The 24,135-nt window shown below is 70.3% G+C and carries 20 protein-coding genes, 1 tRNA gene and 1 pseudogene; 12 read left to right on the forward strand and 10 right to left on the reverse strand.

The annotated features are described in order from the left end of the window. Positions 1–113: 113 nt before the first annotated feature. Positions 114–656, reverse strand: coding sequence for a GtrA family protein (locus tag V1227_RS21400; protein WP_329787359.1), 543 nt, complete (start codon positions 654–656; stop codon positions 114–116). A gap of 32 nt (positions 657–688) precedes the next feature. Then, a complete protein-coding gene (locus V1227_RS21405; RefSeq protein WP_329787360.1) occupies positions 689–1,672 on the reverse strand; it encodes a ParB/RepB/Spo0J family partition protein in 984 nt (327 codons plus the stop codon). A 282-nt stretch (positions 1,673–1,954) separates the two neighbouring features. Here V1227_RS21405 and V1227_RS21410 point away from each other — a divergent pair. After that, positions 1,955–2,274 (forward strand): annotated as a pseudogene (locus V1227_RS21410) (IS5/IS1182 family transposase); the annotation flags it as partial. A 605-nt stretch (positions 2,275–2,879) separates the two neighbouring features. Continuing rightward, positions 2,880–3,851, forward strand: coding sequence for a prolyl aminopeptidase (gene pip, locus V1227_RS21415; protein ID WP_329787361.1), 972 nt, complete (start codon positions 2,880–2,882; stop codon positions 3,849–3,851). Between the two features lie 58 nt (positions 3,852–3,909). Here the strand turns inward: pip and V1227_RS21420 are convergent, their stop codons facing one another. The 3 genes from V1227_RS21420 to V1227_RS21430 all read right to left on the reverse strand — a co-directional run bounded on the left by V1227_RS21420 (position 3,910) and on the right by V1227_RS21430 (position 10,214). Beyond that, complete coding sequence (locus tag V1227_RS21420) at positions 3,910–5,508, reverse strand: glycoside hydrolase family 64 protein (protein ID WP_329787362.1); 1,599 nt, start codon at positions 5,506–5,508, stop codon at positions 3,910–3,912. Positions 5,509–5,686: 178 nt separating this feature from the next. Further along, positions 5,687–6,886 carry an acyltransferase family protein gene (locus V1227_RS21425; protein WP_329787363.1) on the reverse strand — a complete coding sequence of 400 codons (1,200 nt, stop codon included), beginning with the start codon at positions 6,884–6,886 and terminating at the stop codon, positions 5,687–5,689. Between the two features lie 148 nt (positions 6,887–7,034). Continuing rightward, complete coding sequence (locus tag V1227_RS21430) at positions 7,035–10,214, reverse strand: S8 family serine peptidase (RefSeq protein ID WP_329787364.1); 3,180 nt, start codon at positions 10,212–10,214, stop codon at positions 7,035–7,037. 188 nt (positions 10,215–10,402) lie between these two features. Between V1227_RS21430 and V1227_RS21435 the strand changes: the two genes are divergently transcribed. From V1227_RS21435 to V1227_RS21450, 4 genes are all read left to right on the forward strand, one after another. After that, on the forward strand, positions 10,403–11,605 hold the full coding sequence (locus V1227_RS21435; RefSeq protein ID WP_329787365.1) for an amidohydrolase: 1,203 nt from the start codon (positions 10,403–10,405) through the stop codon (positions 11,603–11,605). A 43-nt stretch (positions 11,606–11,648) separates the two neighbouring features. Continuing rightward, positions 11,649–12,260 carry a lysoplasmalogenase gene (locus tag V1227_RS21440; protein ID WP_329787366.1) on the forward strand — a complete coding sequence of 204 codons (612 nt, stop codon included), beginning with the start codon at positions 11,649–11,651 and terminating at the stop codon, positions 12,258–12,260. A gap of 79 nt (positions 12,261–12,339) precedes the next feature. Continuing rightward, a tRNA-Lys gene (locus V1227_RS21445) sits at positions 12,340–12,413 on the forward strand. 88 nt (positions 12,414–12,501) lie between these two features. Continuing rightward, entirely contained in the window at positions 12,502–13,887 is a 1,386-nt protein-coding gene (locus V1227_RS21450; RefSeq protein ID WP_329787367.1) for a DUF4241 domain-containing protein, read from the forward strand. Between the two features lie 79 nt (positions 13,888–13,966). On the opposite strand, the gene V1227_RS21455 is transcribed toward V1227_RS21450, so the two are convergent. After that, positions 13,967–14,629, reverse strand: a complete 663-nt coding sequence (locus V1227_RS21455) for a fasciclin domain-containing protein (protein ID WP_329787368.1) — start codon at positions 14,627–14,629, stop codon at positions 13,967–13,969. 211 nt (positions 14,630–14,840) lie between these two features. Here V1227_RS21455 and sigK point away from each other — a divergent pair, with 211 nt between their 5' ends. The 6 genes from sigK (at position 14,841) to V1227_RS21485 (ending at position 20,310) form a co-directional block, all read left to right on the forward strand. Then, entirely contained in the window at positions 14,841–15,452 is a 612-nt protein-coding gene (gene sigK / locus V1227_RS21460) for an ECF RNA polymerase sigma factor SigK (RefSeq protein WP_329787369.1), read from the forward strand. Continuing rightward, entirely contained in the window at positions 15,449–16,180 is a 732-nt protein-coding gene (locus V1227_RS21465; protein ID WP_329787370.1) for an anti-sigma factor, read from the forward strand. The genes sigK and V1227_RS21465 overlap by 4 nt, the downstream gene beginning before the upstream one ends. Before the next feature lie 44 nt (positions 16,181–16,224). Beyond that, positions 16,225–16,575 (forward strand): VOC family protein, encoded by a 351-nt coding sequence (locus V1227_RS21470; RefSeq protein WP_329787371.1) that lies wholly within the window; start codon positions 16,225–16,227, stop codon positions 16,573–16,575. A gap of 79 nt (positions 16,576–16,654) precedes the next feature. After that, the gene (locus V1227_RS21475; RefSeq protein ID WP_329787372.1) at positions 16,655–17,659 is read left to right on the forward strand and encodes a fatty acid desaturase family protein; all 1,005 of its coding nucleotides are present in this window, start codon (positions 16,655–16,657) and stop codon (positions 17,657–17,659) included. A 50-nt stretch (positions 17,660–17,709) separates the two neighbouring features. Continuing rightward, complete coding sequence (locus V1227_RS21480) at positions 17,710–19,557, forward strand: hypothetical protein (RefSeq protein WP_329787373.1); 1,848 nt, start codon at positions 17,710–17,712, stop codon at positions 19,555–19,557. Positions 19,558–19,608: 51 nt separating this feature from the next. Continuing rightward, the gene (locus tag V1227_RS21485) at positions 19,609–20,310 is read left to right on the forward strand and encodes an SDR family NAD(P)-dependent oxidoreductase (protein ID WP_329787374.1); all 702 of its coding nucleotides are present in this window, start codon (positions 19,609–19,611) and stop codon (positions 20,308–20,310) included. Between the two features lie 3 nt (positions 20,311–20,313). Here V1227_RS21485 and V1227_RS21490 read toward each other — a convergent pair whose 3' ends face one another. From V1227_RS21490 to V1227_RS21505, 4 genes are read right to left on the reverse strand one after another with little or no spacing between them, the layout of a single operon-like run. Further along, on the reverse strand, positions 20,314–21,510 hold the full coding sequence (locus tag V1227_RS21490; protein ID WP_329787375.1) for a cytochrome P450: 1,197 nt from the start codon (positions 21,508–21,510) through the stop codon (positions 20,314–20,316). 13 nt (positions 21,511–21,523) lie between these two features. Next, positions 21,524–22,306: an ABC transporter permease gene (locus tag V1227_RS21495; protein ID WP_329787376.1), complete on the reverse strand. Its 783-nt coding sequence runs from the start codon at positions 22,304–22,306 to the stop codon at positions 21,524–21,526. Then, the gene (locus V1227_RS21500) at positions 22,303–23,238 is read right to left on the reverse strand and encodes an ATP-binding cassette domain-containing protein (RefSeq protein ID WP_329787377.1); all 936 of its coding nucleotides are present in this window, start codon (positions 23,236–23,238) and stop codon (positions 22,303–22,305) included. The genes V1227_RS21495 and V1227_RS21500 overlap by 4 nt, the downstream gene beginning before the upstream one ends. A gap of 10 nt (positions 23,239–23,248) precedes the next feature. Then, positions 23,249–24,091 carry a DUF4097 family beta strand repeat-containing protein gene (locus tag V1227_RS21505; RefSeq protein WP_329787378.1) on the reverse strand — a complete coding sequence of 281 codons (843 nt, stop codon included), beginning with the start codon at positions 24,089–24,091 and terminating at the stop codon, positions 23,249–23,251. Positions 24,092–24,135: the final 44 nt, after the last annotated feature.

Below are 24,135 nucleotides of genomic sequence, written 5' to 3' on the forward strand. Positions count from 1 at the left end.
CGTGTCTCTCCCACCAGTTCGACAATTCCGGGAATGGATTTCCCCGGCAGAATCGAACCTAGCAAGCGACTTCCAGAGCGCCAACGGATTACACCGAAATTGCACAGACTAATTCAGGCAGCCTGGTCAAAACCGGGATCGTGCCGCTTTTTGGACGCTTTCGTTCTGCGCTCGCCCTCGGTCGGGAAGACCCAGCGGCGGAACGCCCAGAACCGGAACACCATCGCGATCAGCGTGCCGATGATCATCCCGCTGACGAAGTCCGCGGTCTCCTGCACGAGCAGGCTCACCTGCGGCACCCGCAGGTGCAGGACGTAACGCGAGATCACGTACGGCAACGAGTTCAGAGCCACGCCGATGCCGCTGATCAGGAAGAACAACGCCGCTTCGTGGTGCCGTTCGCGCCCGCCGCGGGAACTGAAAGACCACTCGCGGTTGAGAACGTACGACACGATCGTCGCCACGATGGTGGCGACGACGAGCGCGGTGACGGGCTTCGCCTTCAACACGGTGAACTTCAACGTGTAATTCAGCGCCGACGTGACGAGGAAGCACGTGCCACCGACGAACAGGAACTTCAGCGCTTCACGGTGCTTGAGCGCGTTCGCTCGCACCGGCGCCGGCAAAACGGACAAAACCCTGCGAACGAACGGCATCTGCACAGTCTATCGCAGCCACCTGGACCAAATCATTTACTGCCCTGCTCGAGCTCGTGCGCGAACTTCTGCCAAATTCCGGCATAACCGCGCGCCAACTCCGCGACCATGCCCGCGGCGTGCGCCGGCACGTTCGTCGCGAGGCCTTCCCGGTCCTCCACCATCGGCGCGTGCGCGTCGAGCAGCCGCAGCAACGACCTGCCCGTCTCGCTGAACCGCAGCGCCGGGTCCCTCTTCAGATCCCGCACGATCGACTTCGGGTCACCCGCCCTGAGCGCGACGCCGACCGCCAGTTCCTCGCCTCGCCGCACCCGCCCGGGCACCGGGTCCTCACCACGCTCGACCCGGTCGCGGACGTCACGCACGGTTCCAGTGGAAATGCCCGTCGCGGCGGCGATCTGCCGCAACGAACTGCCGGGGTTCGACTCGATCAGGTCGGCCGCGGGCCTGCGCCCGTCCGCGGTGCTGAGCGGGCGCGCCCGACCGTCCTGCCCGATCCGCGTGCGCAACTGGCAATGTCCGCCGGTTGCGCGCCGCCGGATCACGCCGACCGTGCGCGCGGCGATACCGGCGACCCGCGCGATGGCCCGATCCGACCACTCCGGGTGCGACCCGATGATCCGCGCGGCAGCGGCGGCACGGTCCGCACGTGACAACGGCAGACCGTGCGTGGTGTTCGCCTCGACCGCGAGCACGAACGCGTCGATCTCGGATCCGTCGAACAGTCGCGCCCGAATCGTGCGTTCCCCACGCATCTCGGCCGCGCGCAGGCGATGTGCGCCGTCGATCACCTTCATGGTCTTCCGATGCACGACGATCGGCGGCAGCTCGCCTCCCGATTCCGCGAGAACCCTGACGTGCTCCTCGTCCTCCCCGGCGGAGCGGGGAGAGTCGGCGGGCAGCAGTTCATCAATGAGCAGTGTGACCAGCACGAATCCGGTGTCCGGATCGGACGATTCCTGACCTTTTGTTGAAGATTTATCGGAGTGAACAGATTCGACCGAGCGCGCGTTCACGCGGCACCCCCCAGGTTGCACGGGCCCGTGACCAGCTACCTGCCATCACAGGCACTCGCTTCCGACCATACTGGTGCGTGTTGGGCTGTCAACCTGTCTTAAACATCGGGACGGCTCCGAGGTGAACCCGCTCTTTACCCGGAGAAAGCTCAATCAGTGAGCCTTTCATCCTGGTCTGAATGCGTTGGCGGGTAGGGGTTGCGGTTGTGACTGGTTGACGCGGTCGCGGCGTGTCGGTCCCTGGGCACGGCAAGCCGTGGCGGGCAGAGCCGTCGACCAAGCGGCAGTACCCACGACACCGCCGCGGCCCGGATCTGGAACATCCTCGCCGCCCTGCGCCAGGCCGGGCTGGTGGCCTTGGGCGACAAGGGCTGTCACGGCTAGATCCGACCGGTCGCCACGTGATCACCCCGTACTGGACCGCAACAAACCTGAGTCGCAGAAGGACGCCAACCGAGCCCACGCCCTCCTGCGCGGCCCCGGCGAGCGCGCCCAGCACAAGACCCGGCCATCCTGCGCAAGCTCCGCCGCTGCCCCCGCCGCGCCGGCTGACTGGCCCAAGCCGTCACGTCCTGCAGAACCACGAGGCCACCATAGGATGAAAAATGCTCAATTCACCTTGCAGGAGCAGGATCCTGGTATTCGGCAGCACTTGGGAAAAACATGCGGGTGGCGGCAGGTCATTGCTGCGGAACGATTCCCCGGCCATCCGATGACGTCGATCCGTGACTCGGCTTTGCATTCTTCGCCCCGACTGTTCAGGACCAGGTCGTGACCGACCTGCACCGCCGCCCCGGGCTGTCAGTGCAGGAGTTCCTCACCGCTGGCGTGCTGGCAGACGCGTTGCGGTCGGTGTGCTGCGCAACGGTGACGGCCCGCTCGTGATGCTCCGGCCGGATCACCGTGACCGCGCGCTCGACGTCGTGAAGGACCCCAGAAGCGGTGCCCCCGAGGAGGCCGAGCCGCGTCCGAGATCCCGACCTGCGACGACACGGGGCGGTACAACGCGACAGGAGCACCCGACGCATCCCGGCTTGACGTGCAGAAACGGTATTCACCGGCATCACCCGGCACCACTGCCGAGCCCCACCCTGAGACTCTTGTTCAGCGGGTCCGGGGTTCGTGTCCCTGGCGGCCTGCTTCTCTGCTTTTCCGGACATCTTCCGATTGCCGTTGCCGTCGGTGACCGTTGCGCGATCATGTCCCGATGGGGAGCACATCTGCCGACGCGCGTTATCCGCTGAGCGAGCCGCACGAGTCGGGAATGCTGGACGTCGGTGACGGGCACTCGCTGTACTGGGAGGTGTCGGGCAACCCCGGCGGCAAGCCGGCCGTGGTGCTGCACGGCGGTCCCGGTTCGGGGAGCTCGCCGGGCAAGCGCGGGTTGTTCGACCCGGAGCGGTACCGCGTGGTCCAGTTCGACCAGCGCAACGCCGGGCGCAGCACGCCTTCGGCGACCGAGCCCGTCGTCGACCTGTCCGCGAACACGACGCCGCACCTCGTCGCCGACATCGAGGCGTTGCGGGTCCACTTGGGAATCGAGCGCTGGCTGGTGCAGGGCGGGTCGTGGGGCGTCACGCTCGCTCTTGCCTACGCGGAGGCGTTTCCGGAGCGGGTGACCGAGATGGTGCTCGCGGCCGTGACCAACGGCGACCGCCGTGACACCGACTGGATCACGCGGGACATGGGGCGGGTCTTCCCGCGCGAGTGGGAGCGGTTCCGCGACGGTGTGCCCGTCGACGAACGCGATGGCGACTTGGCGGCCGCCTACAGTCGGCTGCTGCACGATCCCGACCCCGGGGTTCGTGCCAAGGCGGCGCACGAGTGGTGTGTCTGGGAGGACACGCACATGTCGCTGGCTCCCGACGCCGCGCCCTCGCTGTCGGTGGAGGACCCGGGGTTCCAGCTGGCGTTCGCCCGCCTCGTGACCCACTACTGGTCGCACGGCTGCTTCCTGGAGGAGGGACAGCTGTTGCGCGACATCGGGCGCCTGCACGGGATTCCGGCCGTGTTGATCCACGGGCGTTACGACGTCAGCGGTCCGCTCGGCACCGCCTGGGCGTTGCACCGGGCGTGGCCGGGGAGCGAGCTCGTGGTCCTCGACGACACCGGGCACGGCGGTGGCAGCATGACCGCGGCCATCGTCGCCGCGACCGACCGCTTCGCCCGCGGCCGGTGACCTGAGAACACGTGACGCCGGGGCGCACTGGCACCCCGGCGTCACGTGTTCGGTTTTCTCAGGTCCGGTGCCACTTCTGGTTGGCGCCGCCGACGCAGTCCCACATGTGCAGGACCGCGTCGTTGTTCGGGTTCCACTCGGCGATGTCCACGCACTTGTTCGCCTGCGGGTTCACCAGGTCGCCCGCACCGGACAGCACGAACTGCTGGGCGGGGTTGCCGGAGCAGGTCGCGAGCTGCACGGCCGCCCCGTTGGCCGTCGAACCCCAAGCCACGTCAACGCACTTGTTGTTCTCCGTGCGCAGCGTGCCGCCGACGAACTCGAACTTCTGGTTCGTGCCGCCCGTGCAGTTCCACACGACGAGGCGCTGGCCGTCGGCGAAGTTCCAGTTCGGCACGTCGATGCACTTGCCGTTCCAGTCGCTCACGACGCTGCTGGTAGTGCTGGCGGGCGGAGGCGTGGCGCCGCCGCTGAACGGCGTGAGGATGATGCCGGCCGAGCGCGGGTCGCCGTCGTGCACCAGCGACTCCTGCGCCTGCACGTCGTCGAACGCGAACCCGTACGCCTTGCCGTCCACCATGTTCTGGTGCACCAGCCGCGAGTAGTGGTTGGTGATCGTGCCCTGGTAGAAGTCCGCGGGGCCGCCGCCGGGCTGGATGTCGATGCGGCCGAGCGTGGAGCGGTGCAGCGCGGCGCAGAGGGTGCGCGCGATCGGGCCGACCACCTGGTCGTTGGGCGCGTGCAGCGCGCCGTCGCAGCCCCACACGTTCGACGTGGACGGCTTCGCGAACGACGCCACCTGCTGTCCGGCGGAGTTCGTGAAGTTCATGGTGTTGCCGGAAGTCCGGCCGAAGTACTTCACGTCCGGCCGGTCGCCGAACGGCTGCACGGTCAGCGTCTTGCCCGTGTAAGCGTTCCACGCCTGGGTGATGTACGGGTCGAGGTAGTTGCGGTCGAACTTGCCGACGTCGGCCGCCTTGCCCGGCGCGAGGACGCGCAGCACCGTGCCGTCCGAACGCGACATGATCGACCCGGACCAGCCCGCCTGGTTGCGGATGCCGTTGATGACGGCGTCACGCCCACCGGACTTGAGCTCACCGGTCTTCTTCGTGGCACCACCGGCGCCCGTCACGGTCACCGCGTGCGGCACCGCGAACATGTCCACCTGCGAGCTGTTGAGCCACAACCCGGCGTCGTTGTAGGTGAACTCGCTCCAGTCGAACAGGATGCCGCTGTTCGGGTCGCCGGACGCCCACGGCGCCGGCTGCACCAGGCCGTCGGGCGTCAGGAAGAACTTCAGCTTCTCGCCGAACGACATGTAGACGCGGCCGGAGATGAACCGCGGCACGCGCAACGTGGCCGTACCGCCTTGTCCGGGTCCGGCGATCGACACGTCCGGCGCGGGCGTGGGCGGGTTGCCACCAGGCGACCACGGCGTGAACGTGCCCGCCTGGTTGACGTACCCGAGGCGCCCGTTGCGGATGTCGGTGCCCAGGACGTACAGGTGCACGGCCTCGGACCGGCCGCTGTTGTTGGTGACGTTGAGCGGCAGCAGGTCGGGGCCGATCGCCTGTGCCGACGGGATCGCGACGGCCGCGGCCGACGCGGTGACCGCCAGTGCGGCGAGCGTGCTCCACCACTTTGTTCGAGTACGCATCTGACTCCTTGTGCAGGGGTGCTCCGTTCGCAGGCCACCGACCGGCTTCAGGGCAGTCGGCGGCCTCCGCTCCGAGAACTGGTCCAGACCGGTTATGAGAGCGCTTCCATGGTTGATCGCAGACGGGAGCCCTGTCAATACCGGTTCGTGGACACGACGAGTCCGATGTCGACCCGGTTCAGCGAACTCCGTTGTCCCTCAAGTCACCGCTGAGCCGGAACCGCTGCTGCCGCGGAATCTCCCCCACCGCCACCGTCCGGGGCACCGCCGGAGGCCGAGGCCTCGCAGGAGGCCGCAGATAACGGCGCAACTGCTGCGTCGGCTTCTCCACCAGCCGCCACGACAACAGCCCGGCCACGTAGGACAACGGCACCGCCAGAGCCATCAGCAGCCACGGGTCGCGCACCCCGGCGAGGACCACGAGCTGCTGCAGCGGCATGCCCCAGATGTAGAGGCCGTAGCTGCCGTAGACCCACTCGTCGTACCCGCCCAGCCGCCGCGGCCAGTGGTGCGCCCACGTGACCGCGCCGTAGCCGGCGGCCAGGGGCAGCACGTATCGGGCGGCCGGTTCCACGGGCGGGAGGAAGTTGACGACCAGGTACAGGACGAGGAGGGCGAGGGCCACCCAGGGCTTGAACGGGAGGCTTTTGCGGTGGACGAAGAAGATCATGCCGAGCACGAACGGCACCATGTACGCGACCAGCGGGGCGAGCGGGACGCTCAGGAAGCCGCCGAAGTCGCCGTTGTCGCCGACGCGGGCCTGGCCGAAGCCGTCCAGGACCAGGAACGCGGCCAGCAGGGGGAAGAGGGCCAGGCGGAACCTGCCCAGCGCGCCGAGGAGGCCGGCGGCGAGGACGATCAGGTAGCCGGTGGTCTCCATCGGCAGGGTCCAGATGGAACCGTTGGCGGAGAACGGGTACGGGTTCTCGGCGAAGACGCCGGGGAGCTTGTGCTGGAGCGTGTAGAGGCCCGCGTTGTTGATGACGTAGCCCCACGTCCGGTGGTCGTGCCAGTACTCCGCCTGGCTGACCACGGTGACGAGCGGGCCGATGACGAACGCGGTGACCATGACGACCACCAGCAGGGGTGGCCAGATGCGCAGGGCCCGCTTGAGCAGGTAGCGCCACCACGACGCGTCGCGGTGCCAGCTGTCGGCGATCTGGTAGCCGCTCATGGCGAAGAACGCCATCAGCGCGAAGTAGCCCGGCGAGAGGTTCCAGCTCTTCGGGAACATGCCGATGCGGCTGGGGTCGATCAGCGGGAAGCTGTGCTCGACCACGACCAGTACGGCGCCTACCAGGCGCAGCCAGGCGAAACCCGTCTCGATCTTCGCATAGCGCTTCCCCTCGGTGAGCGAGCTGTCCGCCCGCCTCAGCACCCCGTCCACGGTTCTTGCCCGACCGGTGTCATAGGCCTAGCAGAGTAGCGCGGACGGCGAACGGCTCAGCAAGAGTTCGATTGATCGTCAACGAAATGGTCGGTGCGTGGGACGGGGAGGGGCGCGTGAGCCCCTCCCCGTCCGCGCGTCACTTCAGGGTGTACGCCCGCAGGACCGTCTGGTCCACGGACCCGTTCCTGTCGGAGGTTTTCGCCTTGAAGGACACCGATTTGGCGTTCTTCGGGTGCAGCAGCGTGACGAGCCACCTGCTGCCCGCCTTGAAGAGGAGCACGCGCTGCCACGTGGCGCCCTCGTCGTAGGAGACCTCGACCTGCGGCGTGCGGACGTCGGTGACGTCGGCACGGGCGCCGTTGCGCTGCACGGTCACCGGGACCGTGAGCACGCTGCCCGCCCTGCCCTGGTTCGCGTCGTCGAGCTTCGGCTCGAACCTGACGGCGAGCAGCGGCAGCACCTCCGGCACCTCACCCGCGACGGTCCCGGAGGTGAACGTCCAGTCGGCCGTCACCTTCGACGTCCCGCCGGGGCGGGTGCTGTCGGCGTGCAACCGGTAGGCCGTCCTCGCCGGCGGGACGGGGGTGAAGAGCCGGCCCGGCGTGGAGGACTCGGCCACGACCCGGCCGTTCGCGGTCAGCTTCGTGGTGCCGGTGGCGGCGTCGAAGTCGAACGTCGAGTGCTCGCCGGTGCCGTCGGCGAACAGCGACGCGTTCACGAACAGCTCGTCGCCCAGGCGGCCCGCCCAGGCAGCGGTCTGCTGCTCGGAGACCGCGGGGAAGGCCGGGCCGAACACCGCGGTGTTCCACTGCTCGGTGCTCTTCGCGCCGCTGCGGAACGTCCTCGGGGCCGCGTCGTCGATGAAGGTCGGCAGCGCGTTCGGGTCGGTCTCCTCGGCCAGCCAGCGGTTCCAGCCCACGCCGGGCGTGTAGAACTCGGTCAGCTCGAACGGCAGCGCGCCGCGCACGCCGTTGTTGCGGACACCGGCCGAGCCGGGGACGCGGGCCTTGAACTCCGCCTCGACGCGGGCCATGTCCCGTTCGCGTTCGTGGTGCTTGATCGCGGCGGGCAGCTTCTGCTCACCGGCGGCCAGCGCGTGGAACTGGTACGGGCTGCCCTGGAAGGTCCCGTCGGCGTTCTTCTTCGCCAGCACGCTGCTCGCCGACCACTCGAACTCCGGCGCCGACGTGGACGACGGGTGGACGTAGAAGTCCTCCCAGGTGTCGGTGCCCCAGCCGCTGCTGTAGCCGAACTCCGGCGTCATCATCTGCACGGTCAGCGAGCCGCTCACCTGCGCCGCCTCCTGGCGGTCGACGGTGATCGACGGTTCGCTGGCGGTGCGGGCGTCGAAGGTGACCGTCCTGTCCGCGGTGACCTCGACGGCCGGGTCGTAGGCCACGGTGAGCTTCGCGCGGACCGCCGGGTCACCGCTCGGCGTCTCGAAGAACGTGCTCAGCAGGTACCGGCCCCTGGGCACGCGGACCGTCGCCCTGCCGGTCGGGGCGGCACCCTGCAGGACGCTGCGCTTCTCGAAGTCGATGAGCAGGTAGCGCCAGGCCGCGCCGGGCTTGCCGTCGTGGCCGATGTGGTCGAGCGTGAGGTCGTAGCTCTCCGGCTCCTTGTGCACGCCGATCGGCACGCGGACGCCGTTGGACGCGACGACCACCGCGCCGTACACGCCGTCCGGGCCCGCCACTCGGGTGTCGGCGGTGACCGAGGCCTCGGCGGTGCCTCCCGCGGGAACGGTCAGCTTCGCCGGGGACACGCTGAACACGCCCGCCACGGCCGGCTTCTGGTCCGCGACGGCCAGGTCGAGGGTCAGCGGCTCGGTGCCGGTGTTGCGGTAGGTGATCTTCTTCGTGATCGGCTGGTCGTCGTCGTGCGGCCAGCGGGCCGTGCCGAGGCTGAGGCTCGCCGGGGTGGCCACGGGGCTCGCGGTGGCGGCGCGGGTCAGGTCGACGCGGCCGGCGCCCTGGTCGTAGACGCTCGACCCCGCGAACGGCTTGGCGGTGTTCATCAGCGCGGTCTTGATCTCCAACGGCGACCACGCCGGGTTCTTCGCCGCGAGGACCGCCGCGGCGCCCGCGACGTGCGGGGTCGCCATCGACGTGCCGGACAGCGCCACGTGGCCCTCGTCGACCGGGGTGCCGATGACGCCGTTGCGGGCCTTGGCCGCCGCGATGCCGACACCGGGCGCGGTGATGTCCGGCTTGATGGCACCGTCACCGGCACGCGGACCGCGGCTCGAGAAGCTCGCCAGCCTGTCGTCGCGCTCGACGGCGCCGACGGTCAGCGCGGCGTCGGCGGCCGCGGGCGAGGCGACCGGGGCGCCGGAGTTGCCGGCCGCGACCACGAACAGCGCGCCGTGCTCGGCGGTGAGGCGGTTGACGGCCTGCGACATGAGGTCCGTGCCGTCGCTCGGGCTGCTGCTGCCGAGGCTCATGTTGATGACGTCCGCCCTGGTGGCGGCCCACTCCATGCCCGCGATGATGCCGGACTCGGAGCCGCCGCCCCCGTCGTCGAGCACCTTGCCGTTGATGAGCTTGGCGTCCGGGGCGATGCCCTTGTACCTGCCGTCGCCGGTGATCGTCGAGGCGACGTGCGTGCCGTGCCCGTGCCGGTCGTCCGCACTGGTGGCGGGGGTGAAGTTCTTCTCCTCCACGACGGCGCCCTGCAGGTCCGGGTGCGTGGCGTCGATGCCGGTGTCGAGCACGGCGACCGTGGTGCCGGCTCCCGTCAGACCCTGCTGCCACGCCTGCGGCGCACCGATCTGCGCGGCGCTGCGGTCGAGCGTGGCGGTCACCCTGCCGTCGAGCCACACCCTGGTGTCGCCGGCCGAGCGCGCGGCGGAGAAGAACCCGCCCTTCTTGTCGGCGGTGACGGCGTGGGCACCGATGCTGGGCAACGGCTTCGCGTCCGCCGAACGAGCGCCAACACCGCCCTGGACGATCAACGGGATCGTGTCCCGCTCCGCGTCGGCGTAGCCGGACCGCGTGAGCAGCGAGACGTTGAAGAGCCGCCGGTCGAGCGCGCCGGCCGAGATCTTCTGCTGCACGTCCAGCGGGACGACGTGCAGGTCGCCGCGCTCGTCGGTGTGGTGGTGGAAGCGGACGTGCTCACGGCCTTGCGCCGCCACCGTCCGCACCTGCCCGTTGTTCACGTGCACGACGTCGCCCGTGACCAGCGTGACCGTTGTCGTCAGACCACCCGCCTGCAACGGCGCGGGTGCGGTGATCTCCCCCATCGCCGGGGGCACCGTGACCGTGGACGCGACCACGGCCACCGCCAGCCCGGCGGCCAGTATGGATTTTTTCAACGCGAACTCCCCTTGTTCGGCGTTAGAGGGCGATGTTGCCCTCAGTGACAGAGATACCGCAGAGAGTGGTTTCGTTGAGGAGGTTCGCACCTTGTGTCCGAATCCGGGTGCGGCCTGCCGATTCGGCCAATCCGGTGATCAGCGCGAGGTCGCTACCATTCGGACCACCGCCAGCCGAAGGGACCGACGTGCCTGACCTGCACGCGCTCTACCGCGACCTGCACCAGCACCCCGAACTGTCGCGGCAGGAGTTCCGCACTGCCGGTGTGCTCGCGGAAGCGTTGCGGTCCTTGGGGTACGACGTCACCACCGAGGTCGGTGGCACCGGCGTGGTCGGTGTGCTGCGCAACGGCGACGGCCCGGTCGTGATGCTCAGGGCGGACATCGACGCGTTGCCCGTGCAGGAGACGACGGGTCTGCCCTACGCGTCCACGACCCGTGCGACCACTGCGGACGGCGAGGACGTGCCGGTCGCGCACGCCTGCGGTCACGACATGCACGCCACCTGCCTGGTCGGGGCGGCGGACAGGCTCGCACGGACGCGCGACGAGTGGTCCGGGACGCTGCTCGTGGTGTTCCAGCCGGCAGAGGAGCTGGGCAGCGGTGCGCGGGCCATGGTCGAGGACGGGTTGTTCGACCGGTTCGGCACGCCGGAAGTCGTTCTGGCGCAACACGTCAGCCCGTTGCCCGCCGGGATGATCGCGCACGGCGCCGGCCCGCTCATGGCCGCGTCGGACTCGGTGCGCGTCACGTTGTTCGGGCGCGGCGGCCACGGGTCGGCGCCGGAGACCGCGGTCGACCCGGTGCTGATGGCGGCGCACGTCGTGGTGCGGCTGCAGGGAATCGTCGCGCGCGAGGTCGCCCCGAGCGACCGCGCGGTCGTCACGGTCGGGCGGTTGCTGGCCGGCACCAAGGAGAACGTCATCCCGGAGACCGCCGAGCTCGGCGTCAACATCCGGACGTTCGACGAGCACGTCCGCGGCGTCGTGCGGGCCGCCGTCGAACGGATCGCCCGGGCCGAGGCCGCCGCGTCCGGGGCGCCGCGCGAGCCCAGGTTCGACTGGTACGACGGCACTCCCGTGCTCGTGTCCGACCCGGACGCGACGGCGAGGACGGTGGCCGCGTTCGCCGGGCACTTCGGCGCGCACAACCTGATCCCCGGAGCGGTGGTCAACGCCAGCGAGGACGTCGGCGTGTTCGGCACCGCGGCCGGCGTGCCGACCGTGTTCTGGTTCCTCGGCGGCACCGACTTCGGCCGGCGCGAACCCGGTCAGCCCGTGGCGATGAACCACTCCCCCGAGTACGCGCCGGACATCGAGCCGACGCTGACCACCGGGGTCGACGCGCTGGTCGTCGCCGCGAGGACCTGGCTCGGCCGCTCCCCGGCGTGACACCGTCCACTTGGTCCGGCGGTCTCAACGGCGAGAGGTGCACATGAAGAAGCAGGCGTACGCGGTCGCGGCAGTGGCGGACTCGATCGCGGCAGCGGTGCGCCGCACCGGAAAAGTGCGCAAGGTCACCAAAACCGCTCTGATGCCCGCGCTCGCGGTGGCCACGCCTCCGCGCGACCCCGGCATGGCGGTCGGCCTCGCCGGTTCGTGGGCGGGTGACGTCGCCCTGCTCGGCGACTCCGACCGGGCGTTCCGCACCGGCCTGACCAGCTTCCTGGTGGCACACCTCGGTTACACCGCCGCCCTGGCCCGCCGCTCGGCGTCCGGCTCGCGCGCGGCCGTCGTGCCGATCGTCGCGGCCTCGGCGGCGGGAGCCGTGGCGTTCGCCCGCGCGGCAGGACCGATGGGACGCCCCGTGGGTCTCTACGCCCTCACCCTCGGCACGATGGTGGCCGCCGCGTCGACCGTGCGCGGACCGGGCGCACGACGCGTTTTCGGTGGTGCGGCGCTGTTCGCGGTGTCCGACGCCCTGCTCGGCGCGAGCCGGTTCGTCCTCTCGGGACGGGCGGCGCGAGTGGCCTCGGCGGGGGTCATGCCCACCTACGCGGCGGCGCAGTACCTCATCCACACGGGCTTCGAGGAGTCCAGCGGGTGACCCGCGTGAAAACCCGGTGGAACCCCTGTGCTAACGTTCTCCACGTCGGAAACAGCAAGCCTTCCGGCACCGTGAACAAGCGCCGCTAGCTCAGTTGGTTAGAGCAGCTGACTCTTAATCAGCGGGTCCGGGGTTCGAGTCCCTGGCGGCGTACACCGGAGAAGCGGGTCGAGATCATTCTCGACCCGCTTCTCCGCGTTCGGGGCACCGGTCTTCCGCGGCCTCCGTACGATCGCGCACCGTGACCTCCCCGGCGCCGGAGAACCGATCCCCCACGCTGCTGTCCCGGCGCACCGCGATCCTGTCCGGTGTCCTGGGTGTGTCGGTGCTCGCCGCCGGGCTCGCGGCGCAGTGGCTCCCCCGCGAACCCCGGGCCGCCGACCCGTTCGCCGGGCGGGAGCTGCCGGAGGTGCCCGCGCCCGACCCCACGGACGAACCGGTGGACGTCGTGTGCTGCGCGGGATGGGATTCCGCTGCGCGGACGCCGGTGGCGCCGATGTCCGAAGCGGTCGCACGGGCTCAGGACGCCGCGGGTGCCCAGTACGCCGTCGTGTTGCTGGTCGGCGGTGTGGCGCGGGCGGTCGTGGAGGTGTGCTGGGCGGCTCACCACGCCGAGGTGTGGTTCCTCGACGGGGAAGGCCGCCGTTACCGCGGTGTCGCCCGCCGCCGCTGGCCCGACGGGCGGTTGCGGTTGTTCGAGGTGCGCGGCTGGCGCTACGCCGGCAGGGACGCCCGGGAGTTCGACGGCGACCGTCCGGCGGTGCGGTTCCGGGTTCATCGTGGGGCGACGGCGGGGATCGAGACGGTCTCGGTGCACGCGGAGCTCGCCGGCGGCGGGTCGTTCCAGACCTCCCGCGAGTGGGAGCGGTGGCCGGAGCCGACGCGGCCGCCGGACGACGTCGCCGTGCTCGCGGTGGACGGCTGGGCGGCGCTCGCCGGGCTGACCGGTCCCGTGACCGTGCGGTCCGGCCCGGACGAGGTGCCGGCGGAGTTCCCCTGGCGGCCGCCGCACGCGTTGCGGCCGCGGCACGTCACCGAGCTCACCACCGGCGGCACGCGGTTCCGCGTGCCGGACGGGCGCGTGCTGAGCGTGCGGCGGGTTCCCGCCGGCAGGATCCGGTTGCCCAGCGGCAGGCTGCTCGCCGGCGACCCCGGCCGGCTCGACGCCGGGTCCGCTCCCCTGGCGGTCACCGTCCCGCCCGGCGAGTACGCGGTGGACGTGTTCCAGGTGTGGGAGAACAGGACCGGCCGTTCCACGTGGACGGCCGCCTGCCGGGTGACCGTCGCGGACAAGCCGGTCACCTCGTGGGAGCAGGCACTGCGCGAAGGCGACCACGAGCTCGAACTGGGCGACGGCGAGTTCTTCGGCAACCCGGTCGACACCGCCACGTTCGCGTTCGCCGACCACACCGGCATGACGGAGTTCGCCCGAGCCGACGTCGATGCCGCCACGACCGGCGAAGCGCCCTACCGCACGCTGTCCTCCGACAGGACCGACATGGTCGTCGTGCCGGGCTGGAGCGATGGCGCGTGCCTCGTGTGGCTCGGGCGGGCCGAGGACGGTTCGCCGAGCAGCTTCGTCCTCGACTTCCAGGTGCCGGACCTGGCCGACGCCGAACCGGGCTGATCAGTTCGCGCGTCGCCCGGCGCACGAGCAGAACGCGGCCGGGCCCCGGCGTCGCGGGGCCTGGCCGGAGTCACCGCTGTCAGGCGGGCAGCAGGACCGAGTCGATCAGGTACACCGTGGCGTTGGCGGTCTTCACGCCACCGCAGATCACGTTGGCGTCGTTGACCTTGATCGCGTTGCCGGAGCCGCTGACCTTGACGGTGCCGGTCTGCACGGTCTTCTGCTCACCCGCGATCTTGTCCGGCGCGATCTGGCCGGGGACCACGTGGTAGGTCAGGATCTTGGTCAGCAGCGCGTCGTCGGTCTTGAGCTTCTCGATCGTCGCGGCGTCGATCTTCGCGAACGCCGAGTCGACCGGCGCGAACACCGTGAACTCCGCGCCGTTGAGCGTCGAGACCAGGTTCACCTTCGGGTTGAGCTTGCCCGACACCGCGCTCACCAGCGTCGTGAGCAGCGGGTTGTTGCTCGCCGCGACCGCGACCGGGTCGGCGGCCATGCCCGAGACGGAACCGGCACCGGACGGCACCTGCTTGGCGTAGTCGGCACAACCCGGGCCGACGAGGTTCGCGGCCGGGTCCGCCATCGCCGACGACGACGGGGCCATCGAGGTCGTCGAGGTGGCGGCGGCGCTGGAGGAGCTGCTGCCGGTGCCGGCGGCGTCACCCGAGCCGCACGCCGCGCCGAACAGGGCGAGCGAGACGGCGCCGACGGCCAGGGCGGAGCTGCGGACGGTCTTGTTCATGACAGGACATCTCCCGGAGTGATCGAGCGGTTGCTGCTCGTGATTCGGGGCTCGCCCGCAAGCGGATGGGTGCGGTTATGAATCCGTTACCAACCGCACCGTCCGCTCGACGGCGGGGCGATCCCGCCCGAACGTGACGGCTCACCCGAAACCGATCCGAAAACGCTCCGGCTGCGAACACCAGAGGACAACGCTGAGGAGAGGACTCGGGATGCCGAAGCGTGAGCAGTCGCTGCAGAGCCTGCAAAGCACCCCCCGTGACGTCGGGCGCCCGGCCGATCCGACGGCGGACGACCTGCTCGCCCTGGTCGCGCGGGGTGACGAGGCGGCGTTCGAGCGGCTGTACGACCTGCTGTCCGGCTCGGTGTTCGGGCTGATCAGACGCGTCGTGCGGGACCAGGCGCAGTCGGAGGAGGTGTTCCAGGAGGTGATGCTCGAGGTGTGGCGGACGGCGACGAGGTTCGACCCCGAGCGCGGCAGCGCCAACACCTGGGTCCTCACCCTGACGCACCGCAGAGCCGTCGACCGGGTCCGCTCCGCCCAGGCCGCCACGCACCGCGAGGACCGCGCGGCCCGCCTCGACCCGGCCAGGCCGTTCGACGAGGTGAGCGAGCAGGTCAACGGCCGGCTCGAGCAACGCCAGGTGCGCCGGTGCCTGAGCTTCCTGACCGAACTGCAGCGCGAGTCCGTGCTGCTGTCCTACTACCAGGGCTACTCGTACCCGGAAGTCGCGAGCCTGCTGGGCATCCCGCTCGGCACGGTCAAGACGCGGATGCGCGACGGCCTGATCCGACTGCGGGACTGCATGGGGGTGACCGGATGAGAACCACATCCGCGGATCTGCACACGCTCACCGGCGCCTACGCCGTCAACGCGTTGTCGGAGTTCGAGAGGACCGCGTTCGAGACCCACCTGCCCGGCTGCGAGAGCTGTGCGGTCGAGGTCGCCGAGCTCACCGCCACGGCCGCACGTCTCGGCGCGGCGGTCGACTCCCCGCCGCCTGCCCACCTGCGTGCCCGCGTGCTCGCGGCGGCGGCGGAGACGCGGCAGATTCCCCCCGAGACGGCCAGAAATGCGGTTCGCGCCCCGCGCACCGGCTTCAGGCGGTGGGCCGGTGGGCTGGCCGCGGCCGCCTGCCTGGTCGTGGCGGCGTTCGTCACGGTGCAGGTCACCGACTCCGCCGACGAACGCCGGCTGGCGCAGCTCTCCAGCGAGTACAGCCGCTTCTCGGACCTGCTGTCCACTCCGGACGCCAAGCTGATCAGCGGCACCGCGCCGAACGGGGCGACGGGCACCGCGGTCGTGTCGGCGAGCCGCGACGAGGCGCTGTTCCTCGCCAGGGACCTGCCCGCCGCGCCCGGCGGGCACACCTACCAGCTGTGGCTGATCGGCGACGACGGGCCGCGTTCGGCCGGCCTGCTGGCGGCCGGGTCGTCGCCCGTCGTGGTGACCGGGCTGACCGGTGCGCGGGAGGTGGCGCTCACGGTCGAGCCGGACGGCGGTTCGCCGGGTCCGACCACACCCCCGGTGATGGCGATGGCACTGGCGTAGAACGAGGGCGGAGGTTGTCCGCATGCCGTGCCGGCATTCCGCGCATGATCGGACGTTGGCACGGCCTGGTGGTCGACTGCCCCGACCCGCGGGCGCTCGCGGGTTTCTACGAGGAGTTGCTCGGCATGGTCCGGGTGCAGGACGACGGTGATTTCGTCGTCATCGGCGACGCCCCCGACCGGCCGGGCGTGGCCTTCGCGAGGGTCGAGGCGTGGGTGCCTCCGCGGTGGCCGGAGGAAACGGCGCGGATGCACTTCGACGTGAGGGTCGCCGACCGGGAGGCCGCGGGCCGTCAGGTGCGGGAACTGGGTGCGCGCAGGCTCCCGGGAGGCGGCGAGTCCTTCGACGTCTACGCCGATCCCGCCGGGCACCCGTTCTGCCTGGTCTCGTGGTGAGGCCAGGCGTCATCGGCCGTGCACGACTTCTTCGTCACCGTGTGGCATCTTCTTCGTCGCAGTGGGGCATCCTGGGCGAATGGTGCCCCGGCAGGCGAGCGACTTCGCCCAGTTGTCCGCCCTGGTGAAACAGGCAGGACTACTCGAACGACGACGCGGCTACTACTACGCGCGGATCGGTGTGAACCTCGTCCTCTACGCGGCGGCCTGGGTGGCGTTCGCGCTGCTGGGCGACTCCTGGTGGCAGCTCGCGGTGGCGGTCGTGCTGGCGGTGATGAGCACGCAGCTCGCGTTCATCGGCCACGACGCCGGGCACAAGCAGATCTTCGCCTCCCGGAGGTGGAACGAGATCGCCGGCTACGTCCACAGCGGACTGGTGGGGGTCAGCTACGACTGGTGGGTCTCGAAGCACAACCGGCACCACGCCAACCCCAACCACGAGGACGAGGACCCGGACGTCGACATCTCGGTGCTCGCGTTCACGCAGCGGCAGGGTCTCGCCAAGCGCGGGCCGTTGCGGTGGATCGCCTCGCGCCAGGCGGCGTTGTTCTTCCCGTTGCTGTTGCTGGAGGGCTTCGCGCTGCACTGGCACTCGATCCGGCACTCCGGGCGCGAGCGACCGCTGATGATCGCGAACGTCGTGGTGTACCTGGCGGTGGTGTTCTGGGTGCTCTCACCGGTGTACGCCGTCTCGTTCGTCCTCGTGCACCAGGCCGTGTGGGGCTTCTACATGGGGTGTTCCTTCGCCCCCAACCACAAGGGGATGCCGGTGCTCTCGGCGGGGCACTCGCTCGACTTCCTGCGCAAGCAGGTGCTCACCTCGCGCAACATCCGCGGCGGCTGGTTCGTCGACGTGCTGCTCGGCGGGCTCAACTACCAGATCGAGCACCACCTGTTCCCGAGCATGCCCCGCCCGCACCTCAGGCACGCCCAGCCGATCGTCAGCGAGTTCTGCCGGCAGCGCGGCATCTCCTACGCGCAGTGCGGCCTGTTCCGCTCGTACGGGTACGTGCTGGAGCACCTGCGCGAGGTCGGGGCGTCGTTGTCCGAAAACGGACAAAGGCCGGCCGAAAGGCTCGCCTGACCCGCACGCCGCTGGTTTCCTCGGTTCGAGACCGAACTGGGGGTTCTACCATGCGAAAGCACCTGTTTGGCGTGCTCACGGCCGGTGTGGCACTGACTCTGGTGGTCGCGGGGCAGTCCGCGGCCGAGCCCGTGCCGCGCAGCAGCCAGCCCGAGCCGATGCTCGCCTTCCTGCCCGCCGAGGCCCAGGTCGACTGGGCAGCGGTCCACCGCAGCCGGGAGGCGCGCAAGCAGTCGCGGCTGGCCGCGAAGAGCGCCGGCCAGCCGTTGACCTACACCGAGGAGGAGACCGGTCAGGGCGCCAACGACGCACCGGACCGGGCCGAGCACGTGGCCGGGTTCGGGACCGGCCGGGGCAAGAACGCGAAGCTCAGGCTCACCGGCGACCTGGCCGGTGATCCCTCGCTCCCCGTCGCGCCACCGTCCCCTGAGACCGACGACGCCGTTCCGCTCGCCGGCAGCCTCGGCACGCCCGCGCGGACCAGCGGGAAGATCGGCGACGGCCCGTACGGCAGCGCGGGCGACGGCACCGGCGACCACGACTTCTACAAGGTCACCGGCGGCGCGGACGGCGCGGTGCTCACCGTCGAGACGGACACCCCGACGGGCTCCCTGGACACGCTGCTCGCCGCGTTCGACGCGCAGGGGCGGCTGCTGGCCGAGCACGACAACCTCGCGGGCACCACGGACAGCAGGCTGCAGCTCCCGGTGGGAGCGGGGCAGGACGTGTACGTGATGGTCGCCGCGGCCGGTCCCGGCGGGATCCCGGCCGACCCGCTCACGCCGGGCACCGGCAAGCGCGTCCTCACCGAAGGCGCGTACGACCTGACGATCACGAACGGCGCGCAGCGCCAGGACAGGGACTTCTTCTCCGTCGACCTCAGGGCCGGCGACGTGCTCGGCGCGTCGGCGGCGGGCAGGGCCACCAGGGTCGTCGTCCACGACCCCTCCGGACGCGAGGTCTTCGGTTCGTCGCAGGACTTCAGCTTCCTGTACGCCGAGAACTCCCCGCTGCCCGCCGGTGGCAACGCCGTCGCGGACTTCGTGGCCCCGAGGGACGGCCGCTACACCGTCGGCGCCGAGAACGGCACCGGGCGCTACGACGTCACGGTCGAGGCGTACCGGCCCGGCTCCGAGCTCAACCAGCGGCCCGAGGTGCTCACGCTCTTCCTCGACTTCGACGGCGCCCGCGTCAACACCCGCGTCTTCGGCGTCACCCCGTCCGGCAACCGCGACCTCTCGCCGCTGAGGAAGTTCCTGCCGGGCTGGGGCCTCACCGGCGCCGACGAGAACGCGGTGATCGACGGCGTGGTCGCCACCGTGCGGGAGAACGTCGAGAAGGACCTGGCCGCGAAGGGCACCAACCGGCGGTTCGCCGTGCGCGTGCTGAACAGCCGCGACCACGCCGACCCGTGGGGTCAGCCGAACGTCAGCCGGATCGTCGTCGGCGGCTCGATCGCCGAGTCGGGCATCCAGACCGTCGGCATCGCGCAGTCGATCGACGCGGGCAACTTCGGCAAGGAGGAGACTTCGCTGGTGCTGCTCGACATCCTCAGCGCCCCGGCCGCGCAGTCGCGCACCTCGTTGAACGGCTACATCACACCCGCCAGCGACAAGATCGCGTTCATCGGCAGGGCGATCGGCAACATCACCGCGCACGAGGCCGGGCACATGTCGGGCAGCTGGCACCAGGACCAGTTCAACGAGCTCGACAGCCTCATGGACCAGGGCGGCAACCCGAAGGGCATGTTCGGCGTCGGGCCGGACGGCGTCGGCGGTACCGCGGACGACGTCGACGTCGACTTCCACGAGGACGTCCTCAACCCCGGCGAGGGCTTCACCGGGATCGAGGACTCCCTCAACCGCACCGCGTGGGCCTACGTGCGGGGCACCAGCTGACGGTCCGATTCCCGCCAGAACCCCGGCCGCTGTTCCGCCAGGGTGGACGGCATGGGATCACTTGCAGGAAAAGCGGCTCTCGTCACCGGCGGGAGCCGCGGCATCGGGGCCGCGGTCGCCGAGAAGCTCACCGCTCTCGGCGCCCGCGTCGCCGTCATGTACCAGAACACCAAGCCCGACAACGGTTTCGCGATCCGGGCCGACAGCGCCGACCCGGACGCCGTGGTGGCCGCCGTCGAGGAGACGGCTGTCCACTTCGGACGGCTCGACGTGCTCGTCAACAACGCCGGCGTGTTCTGGGTCGGGCCGCTGGACGAGCTCGGCCGCGACGAGTTCGACCACACGATGGCCGTGAACGTCCGCGCGCCGTTCCTCGCCGCGCGCGCAGCGGCGAAGCACATGCGTGGGGGTGGCCGGATCATCAGCATCGGCAGCAACGTCGCCGTGCACGCGCCGTTCCCCGGCTTCGCGTTGTACTCCGCGAGCAAGACGGCGCTGATCGGGATGACGAAGGGACTTGCTCGCGACCTGGGTCCGTCGGGCATCACGGTGAACGTCGTGAACCCGGGTCCCACCGACACGGACATGAACCCCGCGGACGGGCCCATGTCGGACGCGATTCGCGGACTGACCGCGCTGGGGCGCTACGGAACACCTTCGGAGATCGCGGAGGTGGTGGCGGCGCTGGCAGGGGAGGCCGGTGCGTACGTCACCGGTTCCAGCATCAACGCCGACGGTGGTTTCACCGTCTGACGGCTACGCCCAGGTGACCGGCAGGGCGTGCACGCCGTAGATGTTCATGTCGGTCCTCAGCTTCACCTCGCTGGGCTCGACGGCGAGCTCCAGCGAGGGGAAGCGGCGCAGCAGCCCCTCGAACCCGGCGCGCATCTCGATGCGGGCCAGCTGCTGGCCGAGGCACTGGTGGACGCCGTGGCCGAACGCCAGGTGCCCGCGGGCGTTGCGGTGCACGTCGAGCGTGTCCGGGTTCTCGTAGCGCGCCGGGTCGTGGTCACCCGCCAGCAGCGACAGCACGACCGTCGAGCCCTTCCGGATGGTCTCGCCGAAGAACTCGACGTCCTCCGCCGCGTAGCGGAAGAAGACGTCGGCGACCGTGAGGTAGCGCAGCAGTTCCTCGACGGCGTCGGGGATCAGCTCCGGTGCCGACCGCAGCGCTTCCTTCTGCTCCGGGTGCTCCAGCAGCGCGAAGGTGCCCAGCGCCAGCATGTTCGCGGTCGTCTCGTGCCCGGCGAGCAGCAGCAGGAACGCCATGCCGGTCAGTTCCTGGATGCTGAGGTCCTCGTCGCGGGCCAAGTCGGACAGCAGGTCGTCGCCGGGTTCGGCGCGCTTGGCCGTGACGAGCTCGGACAGGTACGTGCTCAGCGCCACGTACACGGCGATCTTGTCCTGGAGGTCGATGTCCCGTTCCATGAACCGCGACGAGTTGTGCTGGAACGACTCGCGGTCCGCGTACGGGACGCCGAGGATCTCGCAGATCACCAGTGACGGCACGGGAAGCGCGAACTCCCGCACCAGGTCGACCGGCGGGGTGAGCTCCGCCAGCGCGTCCAGCTGCCGTTCGGTGATCTCGACGATGCCCTCCTCGAGGGCCTTCATCCGCTTGACCGTGAACGCTCCGGTGAGCTTGCGGCGCAACCGGGTGTGGTCCGGCGGGTCCATGCTGATGAACAGGCCCGGCTCCTGCGGCGACGGCTCGGTCTGCTCGGGCATGCCGGGCGTCGGGTACGGGACGTGCAGGACGCCGAGGTCCTGCCGCGAGCTGAACCTGAGGTCCGCCAGCGCCTGCCGGACCGCGTCGTAGCCGGTGACGAGCCAGCCCTCGTGGCCGTCGGGGAAGAGCATCGGGCTGACCGGCCGGGTGGACCGCAGCGAGGTGATCCGGCTGGGAGGGTCGAACGGGGTGACGTCCCGTTCCATGGGCAGGCCGTGCAACATGTGACGATCTCCTTCAGCGGGTGGATTCGCGGTTGAAGAGCTTCTTGGACCAGAGGTAGCCGCCGACCCCGATGACGAGGCACCAGGCGGAGGCGATGTAGCCGCTGTTGCCGATCGGCGTGCCCATCAGCAGTCCGCGCAGGGCGTCGATGAACGGGGTGAACGGCTGGTACTCGGCGAACCAGCGCAGCACGGTCGGCATCGAGTCGGTGGGCACGAAACCGTTGCCGAAGAACGGGAGCAGGATCAGCGGCAGGCCGACGTTGCTCGACGACTCGACGGACTTGCTGGCGAGACCGAGCGCGGCGGAGAGCCAGATCATCGCGAACGACATGGCGACCAGCAGGCCGGCCAGCGCGAGCCAGCCCAGGGCGCTCGCCTGCGGGCGGAACCCGATCGCCAGCGCGACACCGAAGACGACCGTCATCGCGAGGACGGTCTGGACCAGGCTGCCGATCACGTGTCCTGTCAGGACGGACACCCGCGCGATCGCCATGGTGCGGAAGCGGTCCACGATGCCCTCGGTCATGTCCATCGCGATCGAGATGCTCGTGCCCTGCACCGCGGCGGTGATCGACATCAGGACGATCGTCGGCGTCACGTAGTTCAGGTACTCGGCACGGCCGCCGGACGGACCGCCGAGACCGGCGCCGAGCGTCCCGCCGAACACGTAGACGAACAGCAGCAGGAAGACGACCGGCATGATCAGGAGCTGGAACGTCAGGGACGGGTAGCGGATCATCCGCTTGAGGTTGCGGCGCACCATCGTGGCCGAGTCGGTCAGTGCGTGCGTCATGAGCGGGCCACCGTTTCCGGCTTGCCGGTGAGGGCGAGGAAGACGTCGTCGAGGTCGGGCGTGTGGGTGCTGAGCGACTCGACCGCGACCGCGTGCTCGTCGAGCCGGTCGAGCAGGGCCTTGAGGGAGCGGACGTCGCTGTCGCTGGGCACCCGCAGGGCGAGCGCGTCACCGTCGCGCGAGGCGTTGCGCACGACCCGCGTCGCGGCTTCCAGGTGCCGCAGTTCGCTGAACTGCAGCAGGACGTGACCGCCGGGGATGCGGCGCTTGAGCTCGTCCGCGGTGCCCTCGGCGACGATCCTGCCGTGGTCGAGCACCGCGATCCGGTCGGCGAGCTCGTCGGCCTCCTCCAGGTACTGCGTGGTGAGGAAGATCGTGACACCGCTCGCCACCAGCCCGCGCACGATCTGCCACATGGTGCGGCGGCTGCGCGGGTCGAGGCCGGTGGTCGGCTCGTCCAGGAAGATCACCTGCGGCGACCCGACCAGCGTCATGGCGAGGTCGAGCCGGCGCCGCATGCCGCCGGAGTACGTGGAGGCCGACTTGCCGGCCGCGTCCACGAGGTCGAACTCCGCCAGCAGCTGCTCGACCTTGGCCCTGCCCTCCGCCTTGCCGAGGTGGTGCAGGTCGGCCATCAGCCGCAGGTTCTCGCGCCCCGTCATCAGGTTGTCGACGGCGGAGAACTGGCCGGTGACGCCGATGGCGGCGCGCACGGCGCCGGGATCGCCCGTCACGTCGTGGCCCGCGACGGAGGCGCTGCCGCCGTCCGCGCGGATCAACGTCGAGAGGATCTTGACCGTGGTGGTCTTGCCGGCGCCGTTCGCGCCGAGCAACGAGAACACGGTGCCGCGCTGGACGTTCAGGTCGACGCCCTTGAGAACTTCGTTGTCGCCGTAGGAACGGCGCAGGCCGGTGGCCTTGATCGCGTACATGGGATTCCCCTCAGGCACGGCGGACGGAGATGTCGCCGAAGGACGTGTGGGCGGTGACCTTGACGGTCTCGGCACAGGCGCCGGGGCCGTCACTGCCCTCGAGCGAGTTGGAGACGCGGCCGAAGCTGGTCTTGGCGTCGATCCACGCGGCGGTGCCGTCGGCGATGCCGACCTCGATGCCGCCCATCGCGGTGTTCAGGGTGACGGTGTCGCGGACGACCTCGCCGACCTCGATGGCCCCCATCGCGGTGCGGGCCTCCACCAGGGCGCCGGCGCGTTCGACGTGGATGTCGCCGTTGGCCGAACGGGCCCGCAGCGCGCCCTCGACCGTGCCGACCTCGATGTGGCCGTTGGAGTTCTTCACGACCAGCGCCCCGTCGACCCTGCCGACGCGGAGGTGGCCGCTGCCGGTCTTGACCTCGGCGTTGCCGGTGACCGCGCCGACCTTGACCGCCCCGGCACCGGTGTCGGCCTTGAGCGAACCGGCGCGGTCGACGTGGATGTTGCCCGCGGACAGGTCGACCTCGGCCGCGCCGAGCACGCCGCTGGTGCGGACGCTGCCCGCCGTGACGTCGAGGTCCACCTTGGACCCGGTCGGCAGCTCGATCACGACGTCGACCGACCTGGTCTTCCTGGAGAAGTCGAACGTCCGCTTCGGCCCGCGGACCACGAGAGTGCCGTCGGCGAAGTCGACGCTGGTCTTCTGCGCGGTGTCGACGTCCGAGGTGTCGGACGGGTCGGAGGGCCGCACGTCGACGGCCGTCGTGGTGCGGTCCGTCGCGACGACCTGGACGTGGCCCGCGTAGATGTCGAGCAGCACCGAAATCGGTTCCGGCGTGTCGTAAGAAGGCATGGCTGTCCCCTCAGAAGGTGTGGGTGGAACATCCCCGCAGGTCG

The organism is Lentzea sp. DG1S-22, assembly GCF_036321065.1.
In the GTDB taxonomy this organism is placed as follows: domain Bacteria; phylum Actinomycetota; class Actinomycetes; order Mycobacteriales; family Pseudonocardiaceae; genus Lentzea; species Lentzea jiangxiensis.

Excerpts from the sequence above, each read along its gene's own strand:
- V1227_RS21470 (WP_329787371.1), top strand. The coding sequence starts at position 16,225 with ATGATCGGACGTTGGCACGGCCTGGTGGTCGACTGCCCCGACCCGCGG.
- pip (WP_329787361.1), top strand. The coding sequence starts at position 2,880 with ATGGGGAGCACATCTGCCGACGCGCGTTATCCGCTGAGCGAGCCGCAC.
- V1227_RS21465 (WP_329787370.1), top strand. The coding sequence starts at position 15,449 with ATGAGAACCACATCCGCGGATCTGCACACGCTCACCGGCGCCTACGCC.
- V1227_RS21480 (WP_329787373.1), top strand. The coding sequence starts at position 17,710 with ATGCGAAAGCACCTGTTTGGCGTGCTCACGGCCGGTGTGGCACTGACT.
- V1227_RS21485 (WP_329787374.1), top strand. The coding sequence starts at position 19,609 with ATGGGATCACTTGCAGGAAAAGCGGCTCTCGTCACCGGCGGGAGCCGC.
- V1227_RS21440 (WP_329787366.1), top strand. The coding sequence starts at position 11,649 with ATGAAGAAGCAGGCGTACGCGGTCGCGGCAGTGGCGGACTCGATCGCG.
- V1227_RS21455 (WP_329787368.1), bottom strand. The coding sequence starts at position 14,629 with ATGAACAAGACCGTCCGCAGCTCCGCCCTGGCCGTCGGCGCCGTCTCG.
- V1227_RS21495 (WP_329787376.1), bottom strand. The coding sequence starts at position 22,306 with ATGACGCACGCACTGACCGACTCGGCCACGATGGTGCGCCGCAACCTC.
- V1227_RS21500 (WP_329787377.1), bottom strand. The coding sequence starts at position 23,238 with ATGTACGCGATCAAGGCCACCGGCCTGCGCCGTTCCTACGGCGACAAC.
- V1227_RS21420 (WP_329787362.1), bottom strand. The coding sequence starts at position 5,508 with ATGCGTACTCGAACAAAGTGGTGGAGCACGCTCGCCGCACTGGCGGTC.
- sigK (WP_329787369.1), top strand. The coding sequence starts at position 14,841 with ATGCCGAAGCGTGAGCAGTCGCTGCAGAGCCTGCAAAGCACCCCCCGT.
- V1227_RS21505 (WP_329787378.1), bottom strand. The coding sequence starts at position 24,091 with ATGCCTTCTTACGACACGCCGGAACCGATTTCGGTGCTGCTCGACATC.
- V1227_RS21400 (WP_329787359.1), bottom strand. The coding sequence starts at position 656 with ATGCCGTTCGTTCGCAGGGTTTTGTCCGTTTTGCCGGCGCCGGTGCGA.
- V1227_RS21490 (WP_329787375.1), bottom strand. The coding sequence starts at position 21,510 with ATGTTGCACGGCCTGCCCATGGAACGGGACGTCACCCCGTTCGACCCT.
- V1227_RS21475 (WP_329787372.1), top strand. The coding sequence starts at position 16,655 with ATGGTGCCCCGGCAGGCGAGCGACTTCGCCCAGTTGTCCGCCCTGGTG.